At 58.5% G+C, this 21609-nt stretch carries 25 protein-coding genes; all 25 read right to left on the bottom strand.

All coding sequences use genetic code 11. From position 1 onward, the window contains the following. Nucleotides 1-423, bottom strand: a 423-nt coding sequence (locus AC19YS_RS29975; RefSeq protein WP_500603391.1) for a hypothetical protein, incomplete at its 3' end; no start/stop codon positions are given. Further along, the gene (locus AC19YS_RS29970; protein WP_500603390.1) at nt 413-1312 is read right to left on the bottom strand and encodes a hypothetical protein; all 900 of its coding nucleotides are present in this window, start codon (nt 1310-1312) and stop codon (nt 413-415) included. The genes AC19YS_RS29970 and AC19YS_RS29975, both read right to left, overlap by 11 nt. After that, nucleotides 1309-2088 (bottom strand): hypothetical protein, encoded by a 780-nt coding sequence (locus AC19YS_RS29965; protein WP_500603389.1) that lies wholly within the window; start codon nt 2086-2088, stop codon nt 1309-1311. Before AC19YS_RS29965 ends, AC19YS_RS29970 begins: the two co-directional genes overlap by 4 nt. Nucleotides 2089-2168: 80 nt before the next feature. After that, a complete protein-coding gene (locus AC19YS_RS29960; RefSeq protein WP_500603388.1) occupies nt 2169-2603 on the bottom strand; it encodes a phage tail protein in 435 nt (144 codons plus the stop codon). Further along, a complete protein-coding gene (locus AC19YS_RS29955) occupies nt 2600-3742 on the bottom strand; it encodes a hypothetical protein (RefSeq protein ID WP_500603387.1) in 1143 nt (380 codons plus the stop codon). Before AC19YS_RS29955 ends, AC19YS_RS29960 begins: the two co-directional genes overlap by 4 nt. After that, nucleotides 3739-4320 (bottom strand): DUF4376 domain-containing protein, encoded by a 582-nt coding sequence (locus AC19YS_RS29950; RefSeq protein ID WP_500603386.1) that lies wholly within the window; start codon nt 4318-4320, stop codon nt 3739-3741. Before AC19YS_RS29950 ends, AC19YS_RS29955 begins: the two co-directional genes overlap by 4 nt. Then, the gene (locus AC19YS_RS29945) at nt 4321-6537 is read right to left on the bottom strand and encodes a phage tail protein (protein WP_500603385.1); all 2217 of its coding nucleotides are present in this window, start codon (nt 6535-6537) and stop codon (nt 4321-4323) included. Between the two features lie 48 nt (nt 6538-6585). Further along, nucleotides 6586-7302, bottom strand: coding sequence for a hypothetical protein (locus AC19YS_RS29940; protein ID WP_500603383.1), 717 nt, complete (start codon nt 7300-7302; stop codon nt 6586-6588). 1 nt (nt 7303) lies between these two features. Continuing rightward, nucleotides 7304-8698, bottom strand: coding sequence for a hypothetical protein (locus AC19YS_RS29935; protein WP_500603382.1), 1395 nt, complete (start codon nt 8696-8698; stop codon nt 7304-7306). Beyond that, the gene (locus tag AC19YS_RS29930; RefSeq protein WP_500603381.1) at nt 8685-9005 is read right to left on the bottom strand and encodes a hypothetical protein; all 321 of its coding nucleotides are present in this window, start codon (nt 9003-9005) and stop codon (nt 8685-8687) included. Before AC19YS_RS29930 ends, AC19YS_RS29935 begins: the two co-directional genes overlap by 14 nt. A gap of 85 nt (nt 9006-9090) precedes the next feature. Beyond that, complete coding sequence (locus AC19YS_RS29925; protein ID WP_500603380.1) at nt 9091-12156, bottom strand: glycoside hydrolase family 19 protein; 3066 nt, start codon at nt 12154-12156, stop codon at nt 9091-9093. After that, nucleotides 12157-13056 carry a hypothetical protein gene (locus tag AC19YS_RS29920; RefSeq protein WP_500603379.1) on the bottom strand — a complete coding sequence of 300 codons (900 nt, stop codon included), beginning with the start codon at nt 13054-13056 and terminating at the stop codon, nt 12157-12159. A gap of 2 nt (nt 13057-13058) precedes the next feature. Beyond that, nucleotides 13059-14639 (bottom strand): hypothetical protein, encoded by a 1581-nt coding sequence (locus tag AC19YS_RS29915; protein WP_500603378.1) that lies wholly within the window; start codon nt 14637-14639, stop codon nt 13059-13061. A 90-nt stretch (nt 14640-14729) separates the two neighbouring features. Beyond that, on the bottom strand, nt 14730-15242 hold the full coding sequence (locus AC19YS_RS29910; RefSeq protein ID WP_500603377.1) for a hypothetical protein: 513 nt from the start codon (nt 15240-15242) through the stop codon (nt 14730-14732). 3 nt (nt 15243-15245) lie between these two features. Beyond that, nucleotides 15246-16322: a hypothetical protein gene (locus tag AC19YS_RS29905; RefSeq protein WP_500603376.1), complete on the bottom strand. Its 1077-nt coding sequence runs from the start codon at nt 16320-16322 to the stop codon at nt 15246-15248. After that, on the bottom strand, nt 16322-16618 hold the full coding sequence (locus tag AC19YS_RS29900) for a hypothetical protein (protein ID WP_500603375.1): 297 nt from the start codon (nt 16616-16618) through the stop codon (nt 16322-16324). Before AC19YS_RS29900 ends, AC19YS_RS29905 begins: the two co-directional genes overlap by 1 nt. Before the next feature lie 86 nt (nt 16619-16704). Next, nucleotides 16705-16929 carry a hypothetical protein gene (locus AC19YS_RS29895; RefSeq protein WP_500603374.1) on the bottom strand — a complete coding sequence of 75 codons (225 nt, stop codon included), beginning with the start codon at nt 16927-16929 and terminating at the stop codon, nt 16705-16707. A gap of 104 nt (nt 16930-17033) precedes the next feature. Beyond that, nucleotides 17034-17516, bottom strand: coding sequence for a hypothetical protein (locus AC19YS_RS29890; protein ID WP_500603372.1), 483 nt, complete (start codon nt 17514-17516; stop codon nt 17034-17036). Then, nucleotides 17506-17895, bottom strand: coding sequence for a hypothetical protein (locus AC19YS_RS29885; RefSeq protein ID WP_500603371.1), 390 nt, complete (start codon nt 17893-17895; stop codon nt 17506-17508). Before AC19YS_RS29885 ends, AC19YS_RS29890 begins: the two co-directional genes overlap by 11 nt. A 238-nt stretch (nt 17896-18133) precedes the next feature. Continuing rightward, nucleotides 18134-18577 (bottom strand): hypothetical protein, encoded by a 444-nt coding sequence (locus AC19YS_RS29880; protein WP_500603369.1) that lies wholly within the window; start codon nt 18575-18577, stop codon nt 18134-18136. A 125-nt stretch (nt 18578-18702) separates the two neighbouring features. Beyond that, nucleotides 18703-19710, bottom strand: coding sequence for a nucleoid-associated protein YejK (yejK, locus tag AC19YS_RS29875; protein ID WP_500603368.1), 1008 nt, complete (start codon nt 19708-19710; stop codon nt 18703-18705). A gap of 70 nt (nt 19711-19780) precedes the next feature. Continuing rightward, nucleotides 19781-19966 carry a hypothetical protein gene (locus AC19YS_RS29870; protein ID WP_500603366.1) on the bottom strand — a complete coding sequence of 62 codons (186 nt, stop codon included), beginning with the start codon at nt 19964-19966 and terminating at the stop codon, nt 19781-19783. Further along, the gene (locus tag AC19YS_RS29865) at nt 19963-20193 is read right to left on the bottom strand and encodes a hypothetical protein (RefSeq protein WP_500603365.1); all 231 of its coding nucleotides are present in this window, start codon (nt 20191-20193) and stop codon (nt 19963-19965) included. Before AC19YS_RS29865 ends, AC19YS_RS29870 begins: the two co-directional genes overlap by 4 nt. Further along, nucleotides 20190-20894 (bottom strand): hypothetical protein, encoded by a 705-nt coding sequence (locus AC19YS_RS29860; protein ID WP_500603364.1) that lies wholly within the window; start codon nt 20892-20894, stop codon nt 20190-20192. The genes AC19YS_RS29865 and AC19YS_RS29860 overlap by 4 nt, the downstream gene beginning before the upstream one ends. Further along, a complete protein-coding gene (locus AC19YS_RS29855; RefSeq protein ID WP_500603363.1) occupies nt 20891-21559 on the bottom strand; it encodes a hypothetical protein in 669 nt (222 codons plus the stop codon). The genes AC19YS_RS29860 and AC19YS_RS29855 overlap by 4 nt, the downstream gene beginning before the upstream one ends. Nucleotides 21560-21609 lie beyond the last annotated feature (50 nt).

Below are 21609 nucleotides of genomic sequence, written 5' to 3'. Positions count from 1 at the left end.
TGTTCCAGCCTTGATGTTCACGGAATCGGGTGTGATAACTACCGTAGAGCCGCCCACTGTCAGGACAATCTGAGCCCCGGCCGTGAGGTTGATCGTCTGAGCGTTGATGTTGGCCACTGCGTCGGCGTTGTGCTCGATGTTGTCGTGGTTCCAACGGCGCCAAGCAATCCCGTTGCCTACGTTAGGGTTGCGGAATCCAGTGATGATTGGTCGGCGCGGGTCGCCAGCGATAAATGCAATCCACACCTCTAGGCCTTCCACCAGGCGAATCTCAGTGTTGCGTGAGTCGTCGCCTATCGGGTATTCAATTTCAGCAATGGGCCACTCGGCTGCGCCGTCGGTAAACGGGGGAACTTCTACGCGCACCTCTCGGCGCTCGCGGTTAACAGCACGGATGATTGCAGGGTGTCTGTTACTGGGCATTGATCAACTTCCCGAGCCATAGGCGGCTGCGACTTTCCTGCGCGCCTTCCAAGTTTTCAAAGGCGTGCGCGGCGGTTATGACCACCAGGTTCTCGCCAGCTACGCGCAGTACGCTGCCGGCTTGGATCTGCTGGCAAATAGTGCTGTCCACGGTCTTACTCCGCACCAGGACGCAGCTGGCGTTACGCAGCTGGCGCTCATCGGCCCGCGGAATGAAGGAAACCCGCCGGGCCTGCCCCATCTGGCCCAACACAATCTGTGCCTGGTCGTTTACGGAGTAGTACGAGGGGATTTCCTGGAGTTGTAGAAATTCGCTTTCGATGTTGGCGCTGCTGTCGACCTGGCCGATGTCCGCCTCTGCGGACTGCTTGGCCATGTCAGAGAGGCGCATGGCCATTATCTGGCCGTTTCTTAACACTAGCGCCGCGCCTTCCTCTTGAAGAGCCTGGGCGAGCTGGTAACTCGGCTCGTGGCCCTTGAAACAGGTGAAGCGCGGCACTGCGAAGTCACTGGCCACCGGCATGAACGCGCCGCACGCGCGGTAAATCGCCCCCAAGGTTGTTTCTGTGAGAACGACGGCGCTGTTGAGTGGTTTGGCCACAGACGCGCAGCGATGCAGCAATGCCGTTACCTTCATGGCCTGCTGCTGATTCTTACCCTGGACTTGGCCAAGTGGCTGCGCCCTGTCCGTTTTGACGATTTCATAGCGCAGATTTTCGCGCCCGCCCCAAATCGAGGCGCCCCGCTTGAGCTTTTCCTGCACACCATCAATGAGCTTGACGGTGAACTCTATCGAGCGAGGGATGGGCGTCAAATCTGATCGCCCAACCCACTTGAGCATTACGTCTGTAGGCAGCATGTCGCCGCCCTCACGCAGGTAAATGTTCACTTACCCTTTCCCCAGACCGTACCGGCCTCGGTGGTCGTCGAGTCGGTACCGCTGCGGCTTGTATGGGTAACGGTATTGATCGCTGGATAGCCGGGCGGATTATTCTCGGTACCGTCGTTTGGCGCGCCTTCCTGAGGGGCATCAAAAAACGGGATCGAGCACTTGAGCGTCAAATCGGCCACAAGAATTTTGATGTTCTTAATACCGTCGGGCCTAACGTCCATCCAGTCCACACGGATGGATTCCAAGGTTTGCGGCATTGGTACCGAGTATTGCCCAAAGGTGTAGGGCGCATCGAAATAGCGGTTGGATGGTGCCTTGATGAACGACGACAGTTGCGCGGCCAGACTTTGTGCCGAACCTGCCTCACTGGCAATAATGACCATTTGCAGGCGCCGGTCCTGCATCACTTGCTTGTAGCCGTAGAACGATCCGCCCTCAACGATCTGCTGCATGGTGCGCTCTGTATGCAAGCCGCCCCAATCCGCGCCGGTACCGATAAAGGTGTCATCCATTGCCAGCAGCAGAACGGGGAAGAGGGTAGTTCTGCCGTCTGGCCCGTTGGTGTTCTTTTGGTAGGCCTCTAGCATCGCTTGGGCGTCGTCCACCATACGGGAGGCCGCCCACTTGACGGCCAAGTCGAATGGCTTATCCATGAACGCCTGGACAGCCTTTGTATCGGCGTAGTCAGGATAGAGCCCGTCGCGCCAGCGTTTCAGGTATTGCGCAAAACCGATCTTGATCTGATCGAAACTGCCGTTTAATGCCTTCCCCATACCGCCCTCATAGCTTGCTCGGCAGCGTGCCGGCAAGCGGTCCCGTGAATTTTAGGATGTAGGAATAACCTTGAGCATGGTCATTGCTGCGTCAGCTGAGCCAGCCATTCCGGCGCTGGCGGGCGGTGCTCGCTAAGCGGAAACTCCCCATCCTCGGGCCAGTTGCGCAATGCGCGGCGGTAGGCCTGCAACGCTGTGTACTGCTTGGTGGTGAGCGTTGTTTTCGAGCCGTCTTCCTGCTCGTCACGATGGCGTGTCACAACGCCGTCAGTCTCGGTCAATTGTGCAGACCGCCAATACCGCTCGATGTTGGCCATTTGCTCAAGGGATTGTGGCGGGGCGTCCACAACAGTCGGAAAGTTATCTGGCCCACAGATTAGGATCTTCCCACGGCTGACTTGCGCCAACAGCTCATCCCGCTCCTGTCCTGCGATTTCAACTACGTCAGCAGGGATGAACGTGCAAACCTGGTCATCGTAGAAAAACCCCGTTTCAGGGCTGTAAAAGACAGTCATGCTTTACCCCTTACGCGCCAGAAGAACGACGCGTTTGCGTTGTACAAGTTGCGCACGGTAATACTTCCTAGCGTGCTATTTCGTGCCTGCAAAACTGGAGAAATTCCGACGTTTTCCCCATTCGAAAAGTTTGCAAATGTAAGTTGTATATCTGTTGGGGCGGCCGTCATCGCGACAGGCATAGGGATAACAGTGTCCGAACCTGGCGCAGCGGCAATAAGAAGCCCCCATTGTTCAATATCACCGCTAGGCAGCTTTTGATAACCGCTAGTTGTAGAGTTAGAAGAAGCGAACTGAGCAGAGTAGCCAAGGCCAGCGGTCCCATATACGCACCAAACTGAGCCCTCCCTTACAAACACTGCGTTGGCGCCCGACTTCAAAACAATTGAGCTTAGATACTCTCCGTTCGGACTTATTTGCGAAGGGGCTTTACTTAGAATTGTCACGGGGTTGGAGTTTCGGCAATGAAACCCAATTGCGGCGCCGTCCGGGACATCAGCAATTTCTGGAAGTGTAACGCTGTAGCTCGCCAGACCGCCCATACCGATTGATACGCCTACATCAGCCGGTGTTAGTTGTGTGGCCGCGCCGATGCCGCGAGAGGTCGCAAAAGAGCCCTGTCCCCGCTGAACAAATTCGGTTGTCGCAAGAGCCTTGGAGTTGTCGAACCGGGGCTGTGTAGCCCAGTTCAGGTACCTCAGTGCAGGCGCGCCATGCAACCGCCAGACGCCCTGCTTTGTAAACAGAGCGGTGTCACCTTGTTTCAGCACAACAGAGGCATAGACGTTCCCGTCAGGACTGATCTTTCCGGTACTCTCACCGGGGGTAATGGTCTTGTCGAAAGCGGTCGGGTTATGCAGCACGACGGTTGCGCCAGTTGGTACATCCGCGAACAATGGCAAAGCGACGATTTGGGCGGCGGCAAGGCTGAGGCTTAGGAACTGTCCGACGTCGGCAGCGGTAAGCTTCACACTAGTAGCCGCAGCGCGGTCAGATCCCCCCGAGTAATTGCCAAGGGAGCGCTGTACATGTTCTGTCGTAGCAAGAGCTTTGGTGCTATCGAACTGTTCTGGCGTGCCACGCAGCACCATGTCCTGAACTAGTTGATCATTTAAAGCCAAGGTATCGGCGCGGCTCATTCGGAGACTCCTTGAGCGGGTTTAGCAACTGGCGGCGCTGGTGGCCAGCCCTCGGTAAGCATCGTGTCTTTGAAAACGTGCGCTTTAACTGCCTTCACTAGCACCAGCTCCCGGTCGAAACATGCCTGCACATGCGCACGGACTGCTGCCGATATCGCCAGAATTTGAGACGAATCCAGTTCGACGAACCCGCCGACGGCCTTGAAGTTGCAAACATAGCTGGCGTCCATGAGGGCTGAGATAGCCGTGCCCGCAATGAGCGACTGGCTATCACGCGACGTATCAATCACCAGGGCGCCCACCACAACGCCCGCACTCTCGCGGCGAAAGCGTTCGGCGGCGATCAGCGCTACTTGTTCTTCATCGGTTAGCTGGTAGGCCTGGGGCGGCGCGAACTTGGAGCGCTTATATGTCCAGCCAAGCTCTGGTTTTGGATCTACCGCCGAGATATCAACCATCGCTGCAACATAGTCGGGTGTGAAGCGCAGGCTAATCGGCACTTCTTCGCCATCAGCGTCTGCAAAGGGTGCGACGAACTCGACGACAACCCCCTCATGGATTCGGGCGTAAGTCTTCATTTAGCAATACTCGTAGATGTACAAAATACCCGGCTGTCCAGGTACCGAGGCCCGCGCAGGTGCTGGGTTTGGATTACTGCACACTCCGCTGGAACCAGAGCCGTAGCCTGCCCCAGGGCGGCTGCCTGTTCCGTTTGGCGCCCATCCTCCAGCCCCAAACATCGAATCAGCGCCACGCCCGCCGAGTCCTTCGCCAATCCCAAGCCCTGGATGCCCCTGTGCACCTTGAGTCGATACGATATTCCCGCCGGAAGGCATACCCCCAAACCCAGCCTGTGAAGCGCTCTGAGCGTTGATCACGCTGATGCCTACAGCACCGCCAACTCCCCCTGGGATGGTGAGTAGTGAGCCGAAGCTGGTGGTGCCGCCGGTGCCGCCATTTGCGCCCTCCGTGCTTGCAGCACCACCTGGGCCAACAGTGATGACTGCGCCGCTGAATCCGCCCGTAAATATTGCCTTTGCGTACGAGCCCGCGCCCCCGCCAGATCCGCCTGCACACTGGCCAGTATTGGTCGCGAGTGTGCCGCCACCGGCGCCCCCACCGCCAACCCCTTCTACGATGATAGTTTTGGTGCCTGGTGTTGGGGTGTAGATGGCGTTTTGAGCGAACACGCGGACATTCAGAAGACGCCCGAATTCAAAGCCGTCAACCTTTGACGCCAGCGCCGCTACGTCGATGTTTCCCTGGTTGACCGGCGCGTTCCAGGCCTTGATGCACCACATCACAGCCAGGTTGCGGACGCGGGTTTCTGTGCCCCCGCTAGAATCAGTCAAACTTGTCGAGCTGCGCACTACGCCCCCGATCAGCCCGCCTGCTTTGTTTTTCGCCCCAGCAGTCCCGCCAATAGGGCCGTCGCCCGAATCGATAACAAAGCCGTGGGCGTGCGCCTTGATATCCTCTGCCTGCCAGCTGCCAATCGTTCTGCCTATGTCGATGCCCCGTCCATGATCCCAGCCGCGCAAGAACTCGCCCCTGGATTCAGGCAAGCGGAAGTTGCCCGCGCCTTCATCACCCCTGTTGAACTTGCCCCCAAGGAAGGCGCTCAGGTCGGGGAACACGGCGGTGCTTTTAACGCTCCCGTCGACCTCCAGGAAGCCCGGCGGCTTGGCGTCGACAGGGAAAGGCAGCATCGCGCCCACCGGGATGCCCTGGGCAGCGGCGAGTAGAGCGGTTGTTTCAGCCTTGGTGAAGGCGTCAGCTACCTTGAACGATTTAAATGCCAGGATCTCTACGCTGTCATCCACGTTACATGGCAGGCGCATCGTGATCTTGGCGCCGTCTGAGGTGAAATCGGTGACCTCCCGGCCGTTGCGCAGGACGATAGTGGCGCCAACGGTGTGATTAGCCGGGAATACCGTTTGCCCCACTGACGCGGTGAACGGGAACCGCACGAATGCTTTACCGGACCCCACACCACCGCCGAGCTGGAAGTAGGTGCCGTCATAGTTGAGGTCGTAGAGGGCGTCGGCCTTGATATCGCCAGGCTCTACGTCAATCAGCCCCGCGTCACCGGCCTTTTTAACCGTCGTCACCCCCAGGCCCGCGACTTTGGCAGTCACAGAACTGGTGTTGGTTGTTTTGGCGCGGAACTGGAATCGCTGGCCAGCGGCGTAGGCTGGCAGCACGGCCTCCTTTGCCACCAGCGAAAGGTCCAGCGCGTTGGCGGTGCCGCCAGCCACCCCAAGCCACGCCAGCGGGCCGCTGTCCTTCGCCACGTCCTTGCGCAGCAGATACTGAGGGTGAGCGTTCGCCGCGCCCTCATGCGCCGCCAGAGCGGCCAACGCAACGCTTTCATTCGGGTCGATGACAAAGCCGATGCTGCCAGCTGGAACCTGGGCGAATGCCAGGTCATTAAAAAGGACATATGAGACGCCATCGGTCTTGTAAGAGGCGATAGTGCCGTCTGCCTTCGACCACACAAAGACCAGCACGCCGCCAGCCCAGAAACCAATTTCACCAATAGGCACCTCACCCACATCTTCGCGCCAAGAGCTGACCATGCGAATTTGGTAAGGCGTCGGGCGACTAGCACCAGCCAAGGGCACTATGCTGCCTACTGGCGACTTCAACGCCAGCTCATCGCCGGTCGGGTCATAGTGAGCCCTGCCGAACGATACATGGGTCATTTTGAGTTCAATCCCATCATTGCTGGCGTTGAACGCGGCCGCCTGGCCCGCCAACGTGAGCGTGGGATTGATAATTACAGGATTTGCCATAAAGCCCCCGAGGGATATTTATGGCAAGCGTACAGGCGGAAAAGTGGGTTATTTGAGGTAGGTTTGCATGTCTTGGCGCTCTATCGAACTGTAGGTGAAGTTCGAACCGCCGCCCTGCGTGGCCGGGCCGACAGTGGCAGAACTCCAGACCTCTGACTGCTGATAAATTGCTGTTCCGCTGCCTCGGACGATATTGACGCTGTAGGCGATCATCCCGACAGGGATCGTCAGCTTTGTGCGGCGCGCGGCGCGAAGCTCCAGAACGAACCGGGCAGCTACCGCTGTGCGTGCGGCCTTAAGAATCCGCACCGGGACAATTTCGGTTTCAATGTCCACGCGCAGACGGCTGGTCAGGAAGTAATCCGCCTCCTTCTCGCCGGCCGCCAGCATTTCCGCCTCACTCATTAGGTCGACGGGATACGTGCCAGCCTTCTTGCACCAGAGCTGGTCAATCGTAAACACAGGCCCGAACAGCGTGTGCAAGTAAGCCGCCAGGAATTGTGTGCCCCGTTGCGGGTTGCGGTAACGCCAGGCGTGGAATAAGTGCCGGATCTGATCCATGGTGGTGGTACGCAGAACCGCCAGGCCATCGACAACAAGGCCTCGCTCAACCAAAGAGTCAGGGCCGATATGGGGCATGCCGTACAGCGCCACTTCGTCCACCTGGTCGCCAATGTGCTCCTGGTAAAGGCTCATGAATAGTGCTTTGAATTCTGCCTCAACATCATCGAATTCAGCGCTTCGGACAAGCGGCATAAGCTCCATGTCAGTCCGCCTCTTTCAGGTTGATGACCAAGCTTTGAGGGGTGATATACCGGTAATGCTCAGGCAGCACCGGGTCATCATCGCCAATACTGTCGATAGTTAGGTTCCCCAGGCGGGCGGCCAATGCTGCTACGTTGTTGTCGACCATGCGCGCATATACGTCCTTTTCTAGGATTTGCGCCTCACCGCGCTTCGCCCAGGCTGACGTAGGGCCATATTCCTTGAGTAGAATCGTGCGGACCTGCTGCATCACTGCGCCTGAGTCGTACACGGACGGGATAGTGAGCGTGACCACCATTGGCACCACCACATCGACTACCGGAACGTACCGAATTTTATAGCTGTTGTCGGCGCGGAGAATCACGCTTGTAATTTCTGATTTCAGCACTTCCTGCGTGGTCCCGGCCTTGCGCACAGCGACAAACAAAGTGTTGATGTTATCCAGGCTGGGGCCGCGCACGGCTTCCTCTTTTGCCTCATTCCAAACGCTAAGAAACGTCACTGGGCTCACTGCCTTACGCACAACAAAATCGAAGTTGGAGCCGAAAACCGCGCTATCGTCGTAAATCCCCGGATACGAACAAATCTCGCGCATTGTGCCGATATCCATTGGATCTGCACCGGCCTGAGTTACTTCTGTCAGCTCCATTGTCACCATGGCATCGTTGGCGCCTCCGGTGTACTCAAAATAGAATTTGAGACCCGCAGAGAGCGATACAGCGCCCTCCGTGTCCTGAATGGTAATGCTGATGCTTTCGCCCACCTTTGGTTGGTAGCCGGATAACCCCTCGATACCGAACTGGAGACTCAGCTCGCTGAGTTCATTGGATTTGACGTTGTAGACGCGTGCACCGTCTGCAATGTTGGCAAAGTTGGTGGAGTACTCAAACTGGTCAACGAGCACGTTGGCGATGAATCCAACCTCTGGCCGGCTGAGGGGTACGGTGTAGAACGGGGTATAGGTCGCCGCCCTATGCGTAAAGGTGCGCGCGCTGACCTGCTTGGCCGTCAGTAATTTGGATTCACCTGGCAGTATTGTAGCGCCGGTCATCACGAGCCAATACCGGCCCGCTGCATCCTGGATAGATCGGCCGGCCAGTACCTGCACCTGGCTCAAGGAGCCGTTCTTAGCCATGATTGTGGCGATTGAAGGGGTAGCGAACGGCAAGATACCTTTCACGGCTGCGTCGCTGCGCACCGTCACGTCGCGGGCCTTTGTGAATGGCTCACCGGCCGTCACTTCCACCTGGTTGCTCAGATCAGCAAGCATTGCGGCCATTGAGGCAAGCCCCTGAGACATTAGCGGGTCGCCAATCTGAAAGCGCAGCGCAAGAGTGGGATAGCTCCCGATTTCGTTGATAGCGCTTTGTAGGAACTGGTCCTTAGTAATTGCCACGTTTCACGTCCCCCAGCTCCGACAGGCTCACGTAAGAGCCATTAATCTCGATAAAGATGGTTTTGCGGTCGATGCCGTCATCGCTCGCGTGCATGTTGATTACGCCCGGCGGTAAGGCTGCAAGTACGGGTATGTCTTCGCGCATCTTGGCCAGGTAGGCGTCCGCGATTGGCGAGCTGAGGGGCTTCTGCAACAAATCCTCCGTGGGCGCGCCGTAGCTCGATCCGTAGTAGGTGTTTGGCTTAGTACCCACCCAATGCGCAATCATGCGAAAGAGCAGGTCAGTGTTGAGAGTGTCGTCAGCCATAGGGCACCGGTAGCGGTTTATTGATCATATGGTGACAAACAAAAACCGCCCTGTTGCGGGGCGGTTTGCAGTGAATAGAGGGGCGCTACAGCCGTGACCCCATGCCCATCCCACCGCTGGCGACGTGGGCAATCTGCCTATCTTCCAGGTTCTGCGAAAGGGGAACCGACAATTGCACGCTCGGCGCTGTCGTTGGTTTGCTGGCTCCCATCAATGGTTTTTCAACAACAGGCGTTGGGGCGATTTTGACGGATGCTGCATCTGGTGCCGGCGCCGAATAGCTTGGAGCGGCCAATACGCCCGCGCTGACGGGCTGCAAAGACGCGGTGCCGATCGTGTGCGATGTAACCGCCGGCGCCGCCACCGTTGGAGCCATAACACCAACGGTCTGAGCCCCAGGCAATGCCGGCGCCACACCTGGAGCCATCGCCGGCCGAGCGGCCATCGCGCCAACGGGAGCGATAGGGGTAATGCCAACCGTAGGGGGCGCGCCCTTAACAGCCGCCATGGTACTTGCCATTGCGGCGTTCGCTCCTACAGGGGCTTGCACGGTTCCCTGATCGGCGCGCCTGGTGGGCGTCAGGTCTCCAGCTTTGGCCTGGGCCAGGTATCCGTCGTACTTACTTTTGACGTCATCCAGGCCATTGGTGCCGCCATTGGTGAGCTTGCGCGCGCGCTCTTGATCGCCGGCCATGGCTGCCCGGTCAGCGCCGGAACTCTTCCAGTGCTGGACGGCAATTTGAGCTGAGATTTTTGGATCCTTGGCCAGGTCTGGATTGTTCACCAGGTCAACGCCAAGCTTTTTGCCCATGTCCTCATATTGCTTCTTGCCGGTCAGCTGAATGTCGCCACGTCCACGGTACTTGAAGCCGTCGCCGGCTTCCGTGTTCCCCATACGCCCACCATAAACCTTGTTCGCGATTGCTTCGGGGTTGTTGGCGTCGGCACGCGCAGCTTCGGGCGTGCTGTAGTACTTGGGGAAAACCTCCTGTAGCCGCTTAGCGCTGTAGTTGAGGTTTTCCTCATTTTTCTTGAACCCTCCTGATTCGTGGTCGACGTTGGCCATGAGCATGGCTTTCGACTTCTGATCGGTGATGCCGCCGGCGTCCATGGCCTTAATTAACTCATCCTTGCGCGCGTTGGAGCCGCCTTCGTATCGCCCGCCGGTGACGGTATTGAGCAGGTTCTGGCCAGCGTCCTTTACGCCTGTAGCCTTTTCACCAACATAGTCCTTCGCGCTCTGGATTTTGTCCGTAACGGTGTCTTTAAGGCTCAGCAGGGAGTCAACGGCACTTCCAAACGCCTCTTTGACGCTATCAGTCATCCCCTTGAGCAGTTCGGTACCCGAAGCAACCATGCCATTCCAGGCGCCTTTAACCGACTCGAAGGCGGACTTCGCTAAATCCAGGGTGCCAGATGCAAGATCAGAAAAAGTGCCCGTGATCGTTGCAGTTACTGCGGTGAAATCGACCTTAGACGTCCATTCGCCGAGCATCGAACCAACATAGTCCCCAGCGATACCGCCAACAACGGTCCCGAGAGGCCCGAGAAAAGAGCCCAGGATGGCGCCCACTGCACCGCCGGCAACGCCCCCGACGGTCCCCCACTTCTCTGTTTTGTTCGCTGCCTTTTCATCTGGCGTGGCGTTGGGATCTTCGTCTTTCATGAAGGCACTGGCGATCATGCCGCCGCCGAGCAGGGCGCCAAGGACAGGGATCTTCCGAGCAAAGGATTTCAGCCCGCCAAGAATCCCACCTTTGCCAAGCAGAGACTTTCCTAGATCAAGGCCTTTACCCAACAGCCCCTTTGGTCCTTTCTTCGCAGTGCTGGCGGCCTTTTCCGCTGCACTGGCTCCTTTGGCTTTACCGGTGGCGCCCCCGTCACCAGGCGCACTACTTGGCCGCGCCTTGCCGTCCGGCCCGACCGACGCAGCGGCAGGCTTACTTTTGCCGTCAGGGCCGCCGGCCGTATTGCCTGGCCGACCTTTTCCGTCATGCGCACCACCAGGCGCCCCAGGACGCTGCTGGCGTTTTTTGGCGTCAGCGGCACCACTACCGGCGGAACCTGGCTTTTGATTGCGTGAGCGGCCTGGGAGCATCCTTCCCAAACCACCAGCGGCGCCGGCAAGCAGCTTGGCCAACGAACCCAAACCGAGCAGGCGCGTCAACGCTTTGATAGGCGCCAGCAGCATCCCGAGCATAGACAGTAGGGCCGTCATCACCATGCCCATGCCGCCGCCACCGCCGCGCTCGCCTTTGACAGCGCTCCAGATGCGGCGGTACCACATTACATTTTCACGCTGAGACTTTTGCTCAGGGCGCCGGCCGATGCCGAATACTCGCCCCAGGGGCTTCATGACGCCGACTACAGGGGAGAATATGCCGCTCAGTTCCTTGACGGCCTGAACTGTCGGGTCAATCCCCTCTGTCCCGCTACCTACAGCGCTGGCCACGCCCTTCAAGGTATCCGCTGCGCTCTCCATAGCGTGGGAGCTGCGGCTTTCCTTTTCATCGGCTGGCGAATCTGCCTCAGGTTTTTCACCGGCTGGCGCGCGAGTCTGGTCTTGGCCAGCCTCACGTCGACGCCACCGGCCGTTTTCGTCGCGCTCCCGGTCTGGTGGCGAATGTGGTGCCGCTGTAGGCGCAGGCACGGGAACGGGCGCATGCCCAGCTGTCGCTGGCAACTGTGGATCAGGTTGTGCCGGCTGGCGCGGCTCAGTGAACGACTTTGTTTCGGGTGTCCTGGCTGGTGCGGTGATAGAGACGGGAATGATTACAGTAGTCGACGGCGCGACAGTCTCAGGTGCTGCTGGAGTCTGCGCGGTCGCTGGCGCCGCTGGCGATATCGGTGCAGCCGCTGGTGAGCCAGGTGCAGCATCAGCCAGTACGGGCGCGCGCTCTGCTCTTGAGTCGGGAGGGGACGCCGGCGGGGGCGTGGTGACGGGCACAACAACCGGCGCCATGCTTACTGGCGCCGCAACGTCGACCGGAACAGCTGTGAGCGTCGCGGCAATGCTGCTCAGTTTTTCAAGCGTAGCGCTCGTGTCCTGGTGGATCGCTTTGAGAATTTCAATTTCCCGCGCGATCTTATCCAGGCTCTCGGAGGCACTGCCAGTTAGAAACCCATCGCTATCAGCATTGAGGATGGCCATTTACACCAACCCTACGACTTTGCGCACCAGCTCCACGCCTTTAGTGACGATACCCACTTTCTTGTCTGCCTCTACTTCCTCGGGCGGGGGCTCAAGACCTGGCAGAACGGCAGCCATGAAGCGGTCGGCGCTATCGAGCATGGCCTCGGCACGACTTGGCAGGAACTCCGAGCCTCGTTGAAGCGTGGCCGGGTCCGCGCTATCAAGCATCGCACCGGTACCGGCTTTCTGTAGGCGCAGCATTAGGCGAGCATTGAGGTCTACCAGGTCGTCGTTGACCTTGCACTGGTGCAGGTAAGCCTCGCTGATTTCGGCTGCCTGGGCGTCGCTCTGAGCAATGATCACCTCAACGCTATCCATGAGGGCTGCGCACTCGCCAGCGAAGCCCAGCGAGCCGATGGCGCCGGCCTCGACACTATCAAGCATGGAGTCATAACCACGGTTGGTGTCGTAGTTAGGGGTTCTGACGAAATCCATCCCGTGGAAAGTCTTCGGCGTGCGCAAGCCGTTCTCTTCCGGCGCATGGAAGACTGAGCTGAACCCGTATGCTTTGCTCGCATACAGCCTGGCAGCGATACGCCCCGGCGCGTTGTCTAAAAACTCCTGCTCATGTTTGATTGTGCCGTCGGGCAAGCACTTGATCATCACTGTTCTGACGTTTGGCTCAAGCACCACCACTTTCCCGTTCTCAATTGCGGTTTCCGGCACATTCAGGCCGTACTTCTCGCGGAACATGTGGCCGAAATAACCGTAAATATCGCCCTTGCGCACCAGTTCCTGCACCTGGGGGCCATTGAGTAGGCGCATTGTCGCCTCGATATCGACCTTTCGGTCTTGGCCTGCAAACTGCCGGCCGCGGTCGTTTAGGTTGTAGCTGATTACCCCAGTGCGTACTCGCATGATCATTCCTCATTCCCTGCTGTGCTGTTCGGCAGTAGCGGCGGTTCGTCATCACCGCCGTAGCCCCCGCCCATGTCAGGCGCGGGCGGTTTGGCATCAGTGATGCCCTTGGCGAAAATCTTGGCCTTGTCGGCGTCTATCTCCATCATCCCGGCCATGAACTGCTCACAGACGGCCTCAGGCAGGCCCATGGTCCGCATAAGGTCCATGCCCTGGAGCAACATCACACCGCCGTTGATTGCACGTTCACGACTGGCTTGTTTTTCAGCCTCAAGAGCCGCGATAGAGCCGAAGAAGTTCACGGCGTAGGGCCGCTCTTCATCAGCCCAGCACTTGCCTGTCTTGGCCAGCATGTGACGGTCGATAATGTCGTTGGCCATTGCCGTGAAAGATGTGCGGATGATCCGGGACCGCTCAGCCGCTTGGCTGCTGGTGCGGTTGAAGCCACCTTCGCCCAGTCCGCCAGACAGTTGGTCAGCGAAACCCACCATGGAGAGGTCGATGCCCAGCGTGCCCGCCAGCTTGCGGGCGCAGAACATCACGTCTTCAATGTTGGCGCCGGCGCCGGAGTTGGAGCCGCCCTGAAACGAGCTGATCTGTGTCAGCTGCTTTTCATTGAAGGTCGGCATGATGTGGAAGTTTCGCGATGTGGCGTAGGTCCCGGTGCGCACTGCCTCTTCGGCCCGGTCCTTCATGCTCTTGAGCATCTTCTCCAGTGAATCCATGAACAGTTTCTGCTGCTGCGCCGTCATGTCCGAGAGGTTGGCGCCGATCATGGTTTCATCAATCGAGCCGGTAATGCGCTGGCCAATCATCCCGCGCAGGGATGAGAGCAAATTGTCGTAGTCGGTTTCCGCGGCCTCAAGGAACGACCCGCCGACCAGCGCCGGCAGCGGCACCAGACCTTCGGCCGTGTCCGCTTCCAGGTTGATCTTCTGGGCGTTCTCTACGGCCCGCATCTGAGGCAGGTAGACCATGCGCGGCATGCGCATACGGGCCATTTTCAGGTGATTGAAACGGGTTTGTAGCTTCGGCCCGATGCTGACCACGTACCCAACGGTCGCACCCAGCTCTTCGAACGGCTGCACCAGGGGCGAGAATACTGACTCAGTGTCGATGGTGATCAGGCCTACGCCCTTTTCCGTATACAGACGGGCGTAGGCGTCTCCGAAGGCGCAGGCGTTAAAGCAGATGCCGTGGGCGTGACGGTTGAGGATGTGGGCGATGAACTGGAGTTCGTCCACGGCCTTTTTATCGGCCGCCGAAGCGTCTGGCTTGGCTTCGATAAAGATGGTCTCACCGGTTGTCTCGTGCCCGCCCAGCGCCATCTGCACATGAAGCCGCAGGATGGTGCTAATCAGCCCGTCCTGGATCATGTAGTGCCACTTGGTGTAGATCGCAGATCGTGACCGGGCCGGGCGCTCGCTCGACCCTAGCAGCATCTCAATGCCGACATAATCAGCATCGAAGGTGCTTATTCCTTCCATCCGGTTGGGCTCAGTGCTCACCTCGCCCAGCAAAAGCCTGGTGGCGCCGGCGAGCGACCCCAGCAAGCTCTTTTTCGGTTTCTTTTCGTCGGCCATTGTCTGTACGCATTAGTCCCATTTACCGGTCAGCGTACAGGCGGTTTTGAGCCTGCCAGGGCGGCGGTTTGCACCATCCGAGGCAGGGCTTTATGGTGCCGAATATTCCGCTGTCACCTCTTCATCAGGGCGCGGATTTACCAGGTATTTGCGGGTGTAAGGCGGGATATTGACGTTGCCTGTTACGTCTACGATTTCGTAGTTCACGATCAGCCCATCACCCATGAGCAACGCTACCAACATCCGCTTTGCTGGCTGCACATAGCCAGGTTCGCCGGGTGCGATGATTGGCTCTACGGATGCTTCTGTTACCCCTTCCGGGTAGTTGAGACGGCTGCCATCGTCAGAGGTGTTGCCCAGCGGCGCCGCATAACCTTGGGAAAAGTGGATTTTGGCGTCACAGGCGTACACCCAGTCATAATTCACTTCATCCTCATCACTCATCACGCCAGCACCGCCGAGGGTAGGGAAACCGTCATAGCTGGTGCTTTCCGACTCCCGCTTAACCTGCTTGGTGAACAATACGCAGTCGATGGAATTGGGCTCACGTAGCGTGCGCTGGCGGTTGGCCCTGTTCATTGCAATGGCGACGTTGTTGAGCATGTTTTAACCCTGTGCGTTGTCGGCGGCGGTGATTGCGATACGCGCGGCTGTTTCGGAATAGCCCAGCTTCATCATGGCCTTGATTTTCTTGTCCAGCGGCACAGGCTTGTTAACCTTGTCCGCGTGCGTTTTGCGCAGCGACTCGTTCGCCGCCTTGACCTTCGCCGCCTCGGCGGCTTTGCGCTGTTGTGCGGGCTGTGTGGCGCGCTCCAAGCGCTTTTCTTCGGAGGTCTTGATAGTTCTATCGCGCTTACGGGCGGTGGCGGCCTTGTCGATAAAGGCCTGCTGTTCCTTCACCGTCATGATTTGCTGCTTATTGCCCAGTGTCTTGCGGCCGTGCTCGATCATGCGCTGAGCAAACATGCTGAATGTGCCGGCGTGCCCCAGCGTCCCCATCACCTTCACAACGTGCTTGCAGGCAACCCCGTACAGCTTCGGGTTTCGAATCCTGGGGAAACCATCTTCTGCCCGGCCATAGTTGAAGTTCCCAATACTGGCGATGTAGCGAAACCAGAAGGTATGGCGGTTGCAGTCGCAGTCGTATTTCACCTTGCCGCGCGCCAGCTGCTTTGCAGCCTCGGCCGCCGGCAAGCCACTTGAAACCGCGGCGTCGTAACTGAGGAACTGCACCATTACTGTGTGGCGCGAAACGTTGGAGTTTGGCCCCGCATTGGTTTGAAACTGTACGATGCCGCCGGCGCGGTTGACCGTGGGGAACGCAGTGTGAATCTGCTTGTTGGCGCGCTCCCGGTCCTGGGGCGTTGCGAGGTCGATCACCTTCTTGACCAAGATACCGCCTGAGGCCTGCTTGCTGTGCTGGCCATGCATGCGCTGGATGTCTTTGACCGCCGCCTTGAAGGCGAGAATGTCGTCAAAGGTGAGCATCCGAGGCTTACCGTCAATCGACGTGAAGAGACCCCGCTTCGGCTCGTACAGCCCGCCCATATCGTCGGCAGAAAGAATCTTTGCCTGATCGCCAAGACGACGCTTTAGGTCAAACTCAAACGCCTCGCGGGCCTCCTTGGCGGACCTGCGAGAATCCTGCACCAGGTTTGATTTATTCGACCCCTTGCCCGCCATCAACGCACCCCTCTAACGGCGGTTGCAATGCCACACTTGTCCTTGAGGTAGCGCAAATAGGCCACTGTAGGCAGCACAAGGTCTTGCTCTTTGAGTTCGGTACCGACAGTTGCCAGGCCGGCGGCCGCGAGGATAACGCGGGTTTCCGTAGCGTCCCCAAACGCCCGGCGCGCGACCGATGACAGGTTATAGCGCTCGCTGGGCAGAGTGCGGATTACCTGGCAGTTTTCGGAATATGTGGGCTCGGTGGTGGCGAACCGGCGCACCTCTCGATAAAACCGCGACTCTTCGATCATGTCCACACCCCATTGATAGCTAGGGCGCCAGTTTCACATGGGGGGAAAGGCTGGCCGGCGGCAGGTTTGCATGCCGGCGCGGGGGATCACTCGGTAGTCAGCTGGACCCGTAAGGCCTTGGCTTCTCGTGCCAGCAACCTGGACAGTTCGGCGGCTTCTATGCTCTTCGTTTCCAGCGCCATAAGCACTGCCGGCAGCTGTTTGGCCGGCACATGCTTACCCCAACCGTAAACGGTCTGGAAGGCCAAGCCCAAGGCCTCAGCTACGGCCTTTTTGTTGCCCATCAGCTCTACGAGCCTTGCCACTTCCATCGTTTTCCCCTGAATAAACAAAATGATACTTAGAATATTTATTCAGCTTACCAGAAAAGCAAAACCCGCCGTGTGGGCGGGATTGCATCTGCTGCGCGGGCCTACTACGCGCTCGGCTCAACCTCTTCATCATGGGTTGTCGTCAACGCCAGCGGGAAGTCCCGGAACATCGCCTGCACCACCAGCAGCCCCACGCGCATGCCCTTGGCAAACTCTTCGCTAATCGCCATTGGTTCGGCGGTCTCGCCGACCACCAGGTGGTTGCCAGCATTGGCGTGCGCCACCAGAACCTCAATCTGCTCCATTCGGTTCGCGTGCCAGGCCTCCAGGAAGCGAACCCCCTCTACAGACTGAGGCATGTGAATAGAGCACCTTATAAGCGCGCTGAACTCATCACGGGCCAGCTCGTAGTCGGCCCTTGTGTCATCGGTCGCGAATGGGTGGTCTATCTTGCTGAATTGCTCGCTCAATGCCTGCTGGCTGGCCATGACCTTAGACAGCAACTGCTCGCAGGCCTTATCGACTGTCGGCACCGGGGCGGGCGCTACAAGCCCCGAAAGGTCTGTGGTTTCGTTCTCACGTTTCATCTGGCGATTCCGGTGCGTAGTAGTAGGAGTCATCGCTCCCTGTATTGAGTTCTATCTGCTCTTTGATTGATTTCACGCAGTTGCGGCGCGCCAGCTTGAACTCGCCGACGGTCGTTACCACGGTGATGGCGATACTGCCTCCGACACGGGTGCGGATAAGCTGCGTCAGGTGGCGGCTCTTGACCAGCACCCCGCGGTTTATCCGAACCAAGTCTGGTAACACTGCCTCCAGCGACTTGAGCGTTGTGCCGTCTGGCAACAACCACTCAAGCGAATCAGGCGTAATGCCCGTCACATATTTACTGTCTGCCCTGAACGCAGCGAAATCGCGCGCCTTGACGTACTGAAACCGCGCATCCCTGTACGCTTTCAAAATCATCAGATAGGTCCTTCTCAATTTTCAGGTTTCGACTGAGACGCTTAAAAAAAGCATCCCTATACATTTTTTCGACGGAAAAGCAGTCGTTAACGATCCAAAAGAGTCGACTGGATCACATTCTGTAACTCGGCCACTTTCTCATCGGACAGTAGCTCAGCGCTTACGTTGCCGGGGATGCAGGCCATATGGCAGAGTGCTATGCCACTACTGACGTGCACCTGAATGAACCCGGCATTGTTCATTCTTTGGGCGCCAGCGCTTCCATGGCCTGGCTACAGGGGCGCAGCGCACCAGCGTAGCTCATGTCTGAATCAAGGCCGGCCAGAACCGCAGGTAGCTCGGCCGACACGTCACCAGCGTACTGTCGAGCCAAAGCGCTCAGCATCTTCTGCACGACGAACCGAAAGCGTGCGGCATCCAGACTTGCCTGGCCGTCGGGAGTCTGTTTGAGCAGCGCCAGTTCTTCCTGGGTGCGCTTAAGGTCGTATTGGACGTAGTGCAGGAACTCATGGGCGCCATGTAGGCGGTCGATTGTGTCGCACGCCTCGGTATCGGCGCACAGCACGCGGCGTAGCACGCTCTCTTTCCAGTACGTGCTGTAGTCGCCTGACTCACCGTTTGCGGAGCTGCCAAAGAACTGGTCTAGGCCAGTCTCAGGGCACAGGCTCGTGAGGATAGTCACCGCCTCGGCTCTGCCCTGGGCACGGGCTCGCCGAATTACTGCACGTATTGATTTTGAGTTCTTCATGTTCGCTACCTGTAGGTGGGTGAGTGAGCGCCAGCACTGGCCAGCGCCCACGTCGACAATCAGCGCCCGACGCGCTTGAGCTGGTCGGTGAGCTGGGTAGGCAGTCCCTTGATCATCAAGGCGCCGGCGGCTTCGTCATATTCAACCTTGTCGCCCAGCAGGTGCGCCTCAAAGCTAATCGACAGGCCTTCGGCGCGGCCGGTGAAGCGCCGGAACTTGTTGAGGGTGCGTTTATCCGCGGGGATTTCCGGCGATAGGCCGTAGTCGTTGTTGCGGATGTGCTCCATAAAGGCCTCTGGTCGGTCGCCGTCGATCAGCTCAGATAGCTCTTTCAGGCTCATAGGCTCGCCCAGCTTCGCCTGGCTGGTTGCATACGACACAAGGGCGTGCGTCTTCTCGCGCGCGGACTCATCCGGCAGATCCTCGCTTTCAACAAAGTCGCTGAATGCCTTGAGCAGGGTGCGGGTCTCGCCTGGGCCGTCGATACCTTCCTGGCAGCCGATGAAGTCGCGGAAGTACTCGCTGGCCTTGCGGCCGTTCTTGCCCTTGATGTACGAAATGTATTGCTTCGATGCGGGGTTGTTCTTCCACTCGGTGACGTTGATGCGCGCAGCCAGGCGTATGCGCTCCAGGTCCAAGCGCTTGACCGGCACCAAGTCGAGTTCTTCGGTCATGGTGAGCGCTTCGGTTTCTTGCACCAGGGCGATGACCAGGTAATCGGTCATGCCTTGCTGGTAATGGCAGAAGAGAGCGTGCCCGCCGGTGGTCAGGTTCGATTCTTCCATCAGCCGGGTCAAATGCTCCACGGCCGTTTTGCTGAACTCCAGAAAGTCGGTACCGCCAGCCAAGTACTTCGACAGCCAGCCACTGAGTGGATGCGCCCCGGATTCAGCGTGGAAGAAGCCCCAGGCCTTGCCGGCGGTGGCGTTGTAGCTCTCGTTAACCAAGCTCATCAGGTCGTCGCGGGCCTGGCTTTCGGGCTGCTCGGCGCCGCTGAGGTGAAGAACAGCAGGTGTGCCGTCGGGCTTCTTGTCGATCTTGTGGATGGCGCTGTGTCGTACTGGCATTGCTGTTACCTCATTTGCCGGTTATCGGCATTGGCGGGGGGTTGGTAAAACGTTTGGCGGGGGGTGGTATTTACCGGCGCAGGTCGTGCGCCAGCATGAAACCCATCTTCACAAGCAGGTAGGCCCAATAGAACGGCCACAAGGCGAGACGCCGGAACAGGTAGCGCTCTTTGCTTGGTGTATCCATGCTCATAAGGGTGATTGAGCTGCCAGCCAGGTAGCAGACCACCACTGTTGCCAGGGCTTCGTCAGTCATGGGTGGGCCTCCGGTGTGCGGCTGCTCACCTTCCCTTCGGCCTCAAGCTGAGCCATGGTCGCTCGCAGAGTTTTAAGGTCATGGTTGTATTTGAGGTATTTGCCAATGAGGCCAATCTTGGCGTTGATGGCCAGGCCTGCCACCACCAGCATTACCAGCACCACGGCGGCGCCGGCGGCGATCATCACGCCGTAGCCAAGCCACAAAGCGATTGAGTCCAGAGTCATGACTGCTCTCCCTTGCCCAAGGCGGCCAGCTTGCGACGGATGCGCGCCGTCGGACCTTCGGGGCTTGGTCCAACGAACTGTTCGGGAGTTGGCGGCACTGGTTCGCCGGCGAGAATTTTCAATCGGCGAATCTCGGCGCACAGCTCATGGTGAGACCGGACCAGCTCCAGCGTTCCCTGCCCATGGCAGAAGCTCAACAAGCGATAGGATTCGGAATCCTTGCGTAGCGCCTCGTTCTCGGCCTTGAGCTGATCAAGGTTCGCCTCCTGACGGCGAATGCGTGAAGCCGCAGCCAAGAGGACGATTACGAACGGGTCTTCGCCTTCCTCGCACGAGTTCTCCTGAAAGGATTGTGCGTTATCGACCAACTCCTTGATCAGGTCTTCGGCCAGCCAGTCATGCGGACCTTTTAGCGCTTCGTTCTCGGCGATCAGCACCAGGAGTTTCGGTAATGCGTTTACAGCTGCAACCGCCAGCCATGAGTCACGCTTGAAGCTGAAATGCGCCCACGGCTCTTCTTTCGCCCACGGCTTACTGATATCGAACGGTTCGCCGGGGCAGCAGATACCGCCCATGCTCTGGCCTGTCTGCGCCCACTGACCCGGCTTGTGCTCAGCCTTTTCGATAGCGCTACTCAGGTCATCGGCAAGCTGCTTTAGGTCGGGCTTATCTGCCATATCCGGTGTGCTGTTAGTGCTCATGACTGCGCCCCTCTTCCCATGGCGTCGTCGATTGCTTTATCCAGATCCTTGCCATTCAGCACCACGTTGTTCGGCGTCATGCCAGCGAACACGCCGCCGGCTTGAATAGAATTGAGGTCTCGGCGGCGTAGCCATAGATAGCGGTCAAGGTGTTTACGCGCGGCCAGGGATAGCTTGGTAGCCATGCGGCGCCCTCTGGCATATCCGGATTGCCAGCTGTTGGCGTCTGATTGCAGCACTACTACCTGGGCGGCAAGGATCTGGCACTTGGCTTTGTGATGGCACAGGTCGTCGATAAGGCCAAGGAGCGCCGCAGGCGTGGCCAGGCCGTAGAAGAGCGTCACCGCGTTGATTTCCTCCCGGCTCGATCCCTCAGCGCTGGTTATCGACAGCTCAACCTTCACGTTGCCCGTCACCGCGTTGGCAGCCTCGGCTCGTGCCTGCAATTCGGAGTAGTCGCCAGCTATCAAGGCCTCAGCCTGTGCGCTAACAACCGTGGCCAATGCATCGCCAAGCTTCTGAATGTCGGCTTTGTGGTCGATTAGTTCCCTGACCAGTCGAACGGTGTCGCCGGAGCTGGCGCCAATACCGCGCAATGCGTCCTGCCTGATTCGGTCGATGTGGCCAGAGCTGAGCGGCGCCGGCACTGAGGGTGATTCGCTCATAAGGTTTATTCCGATTATGTGGGGCGGCAGCCAGCATATCAGGGGAATAA

The sequence above is a fragment of the Pseudomonas sp. MF08831 genome (assembly GCF_059862645.1).
The sequence above is the reverse complement of the archived record's forward strand: the minus strand, read 5'-3'. Positions and strand labels throughout refer to the sequence as shown.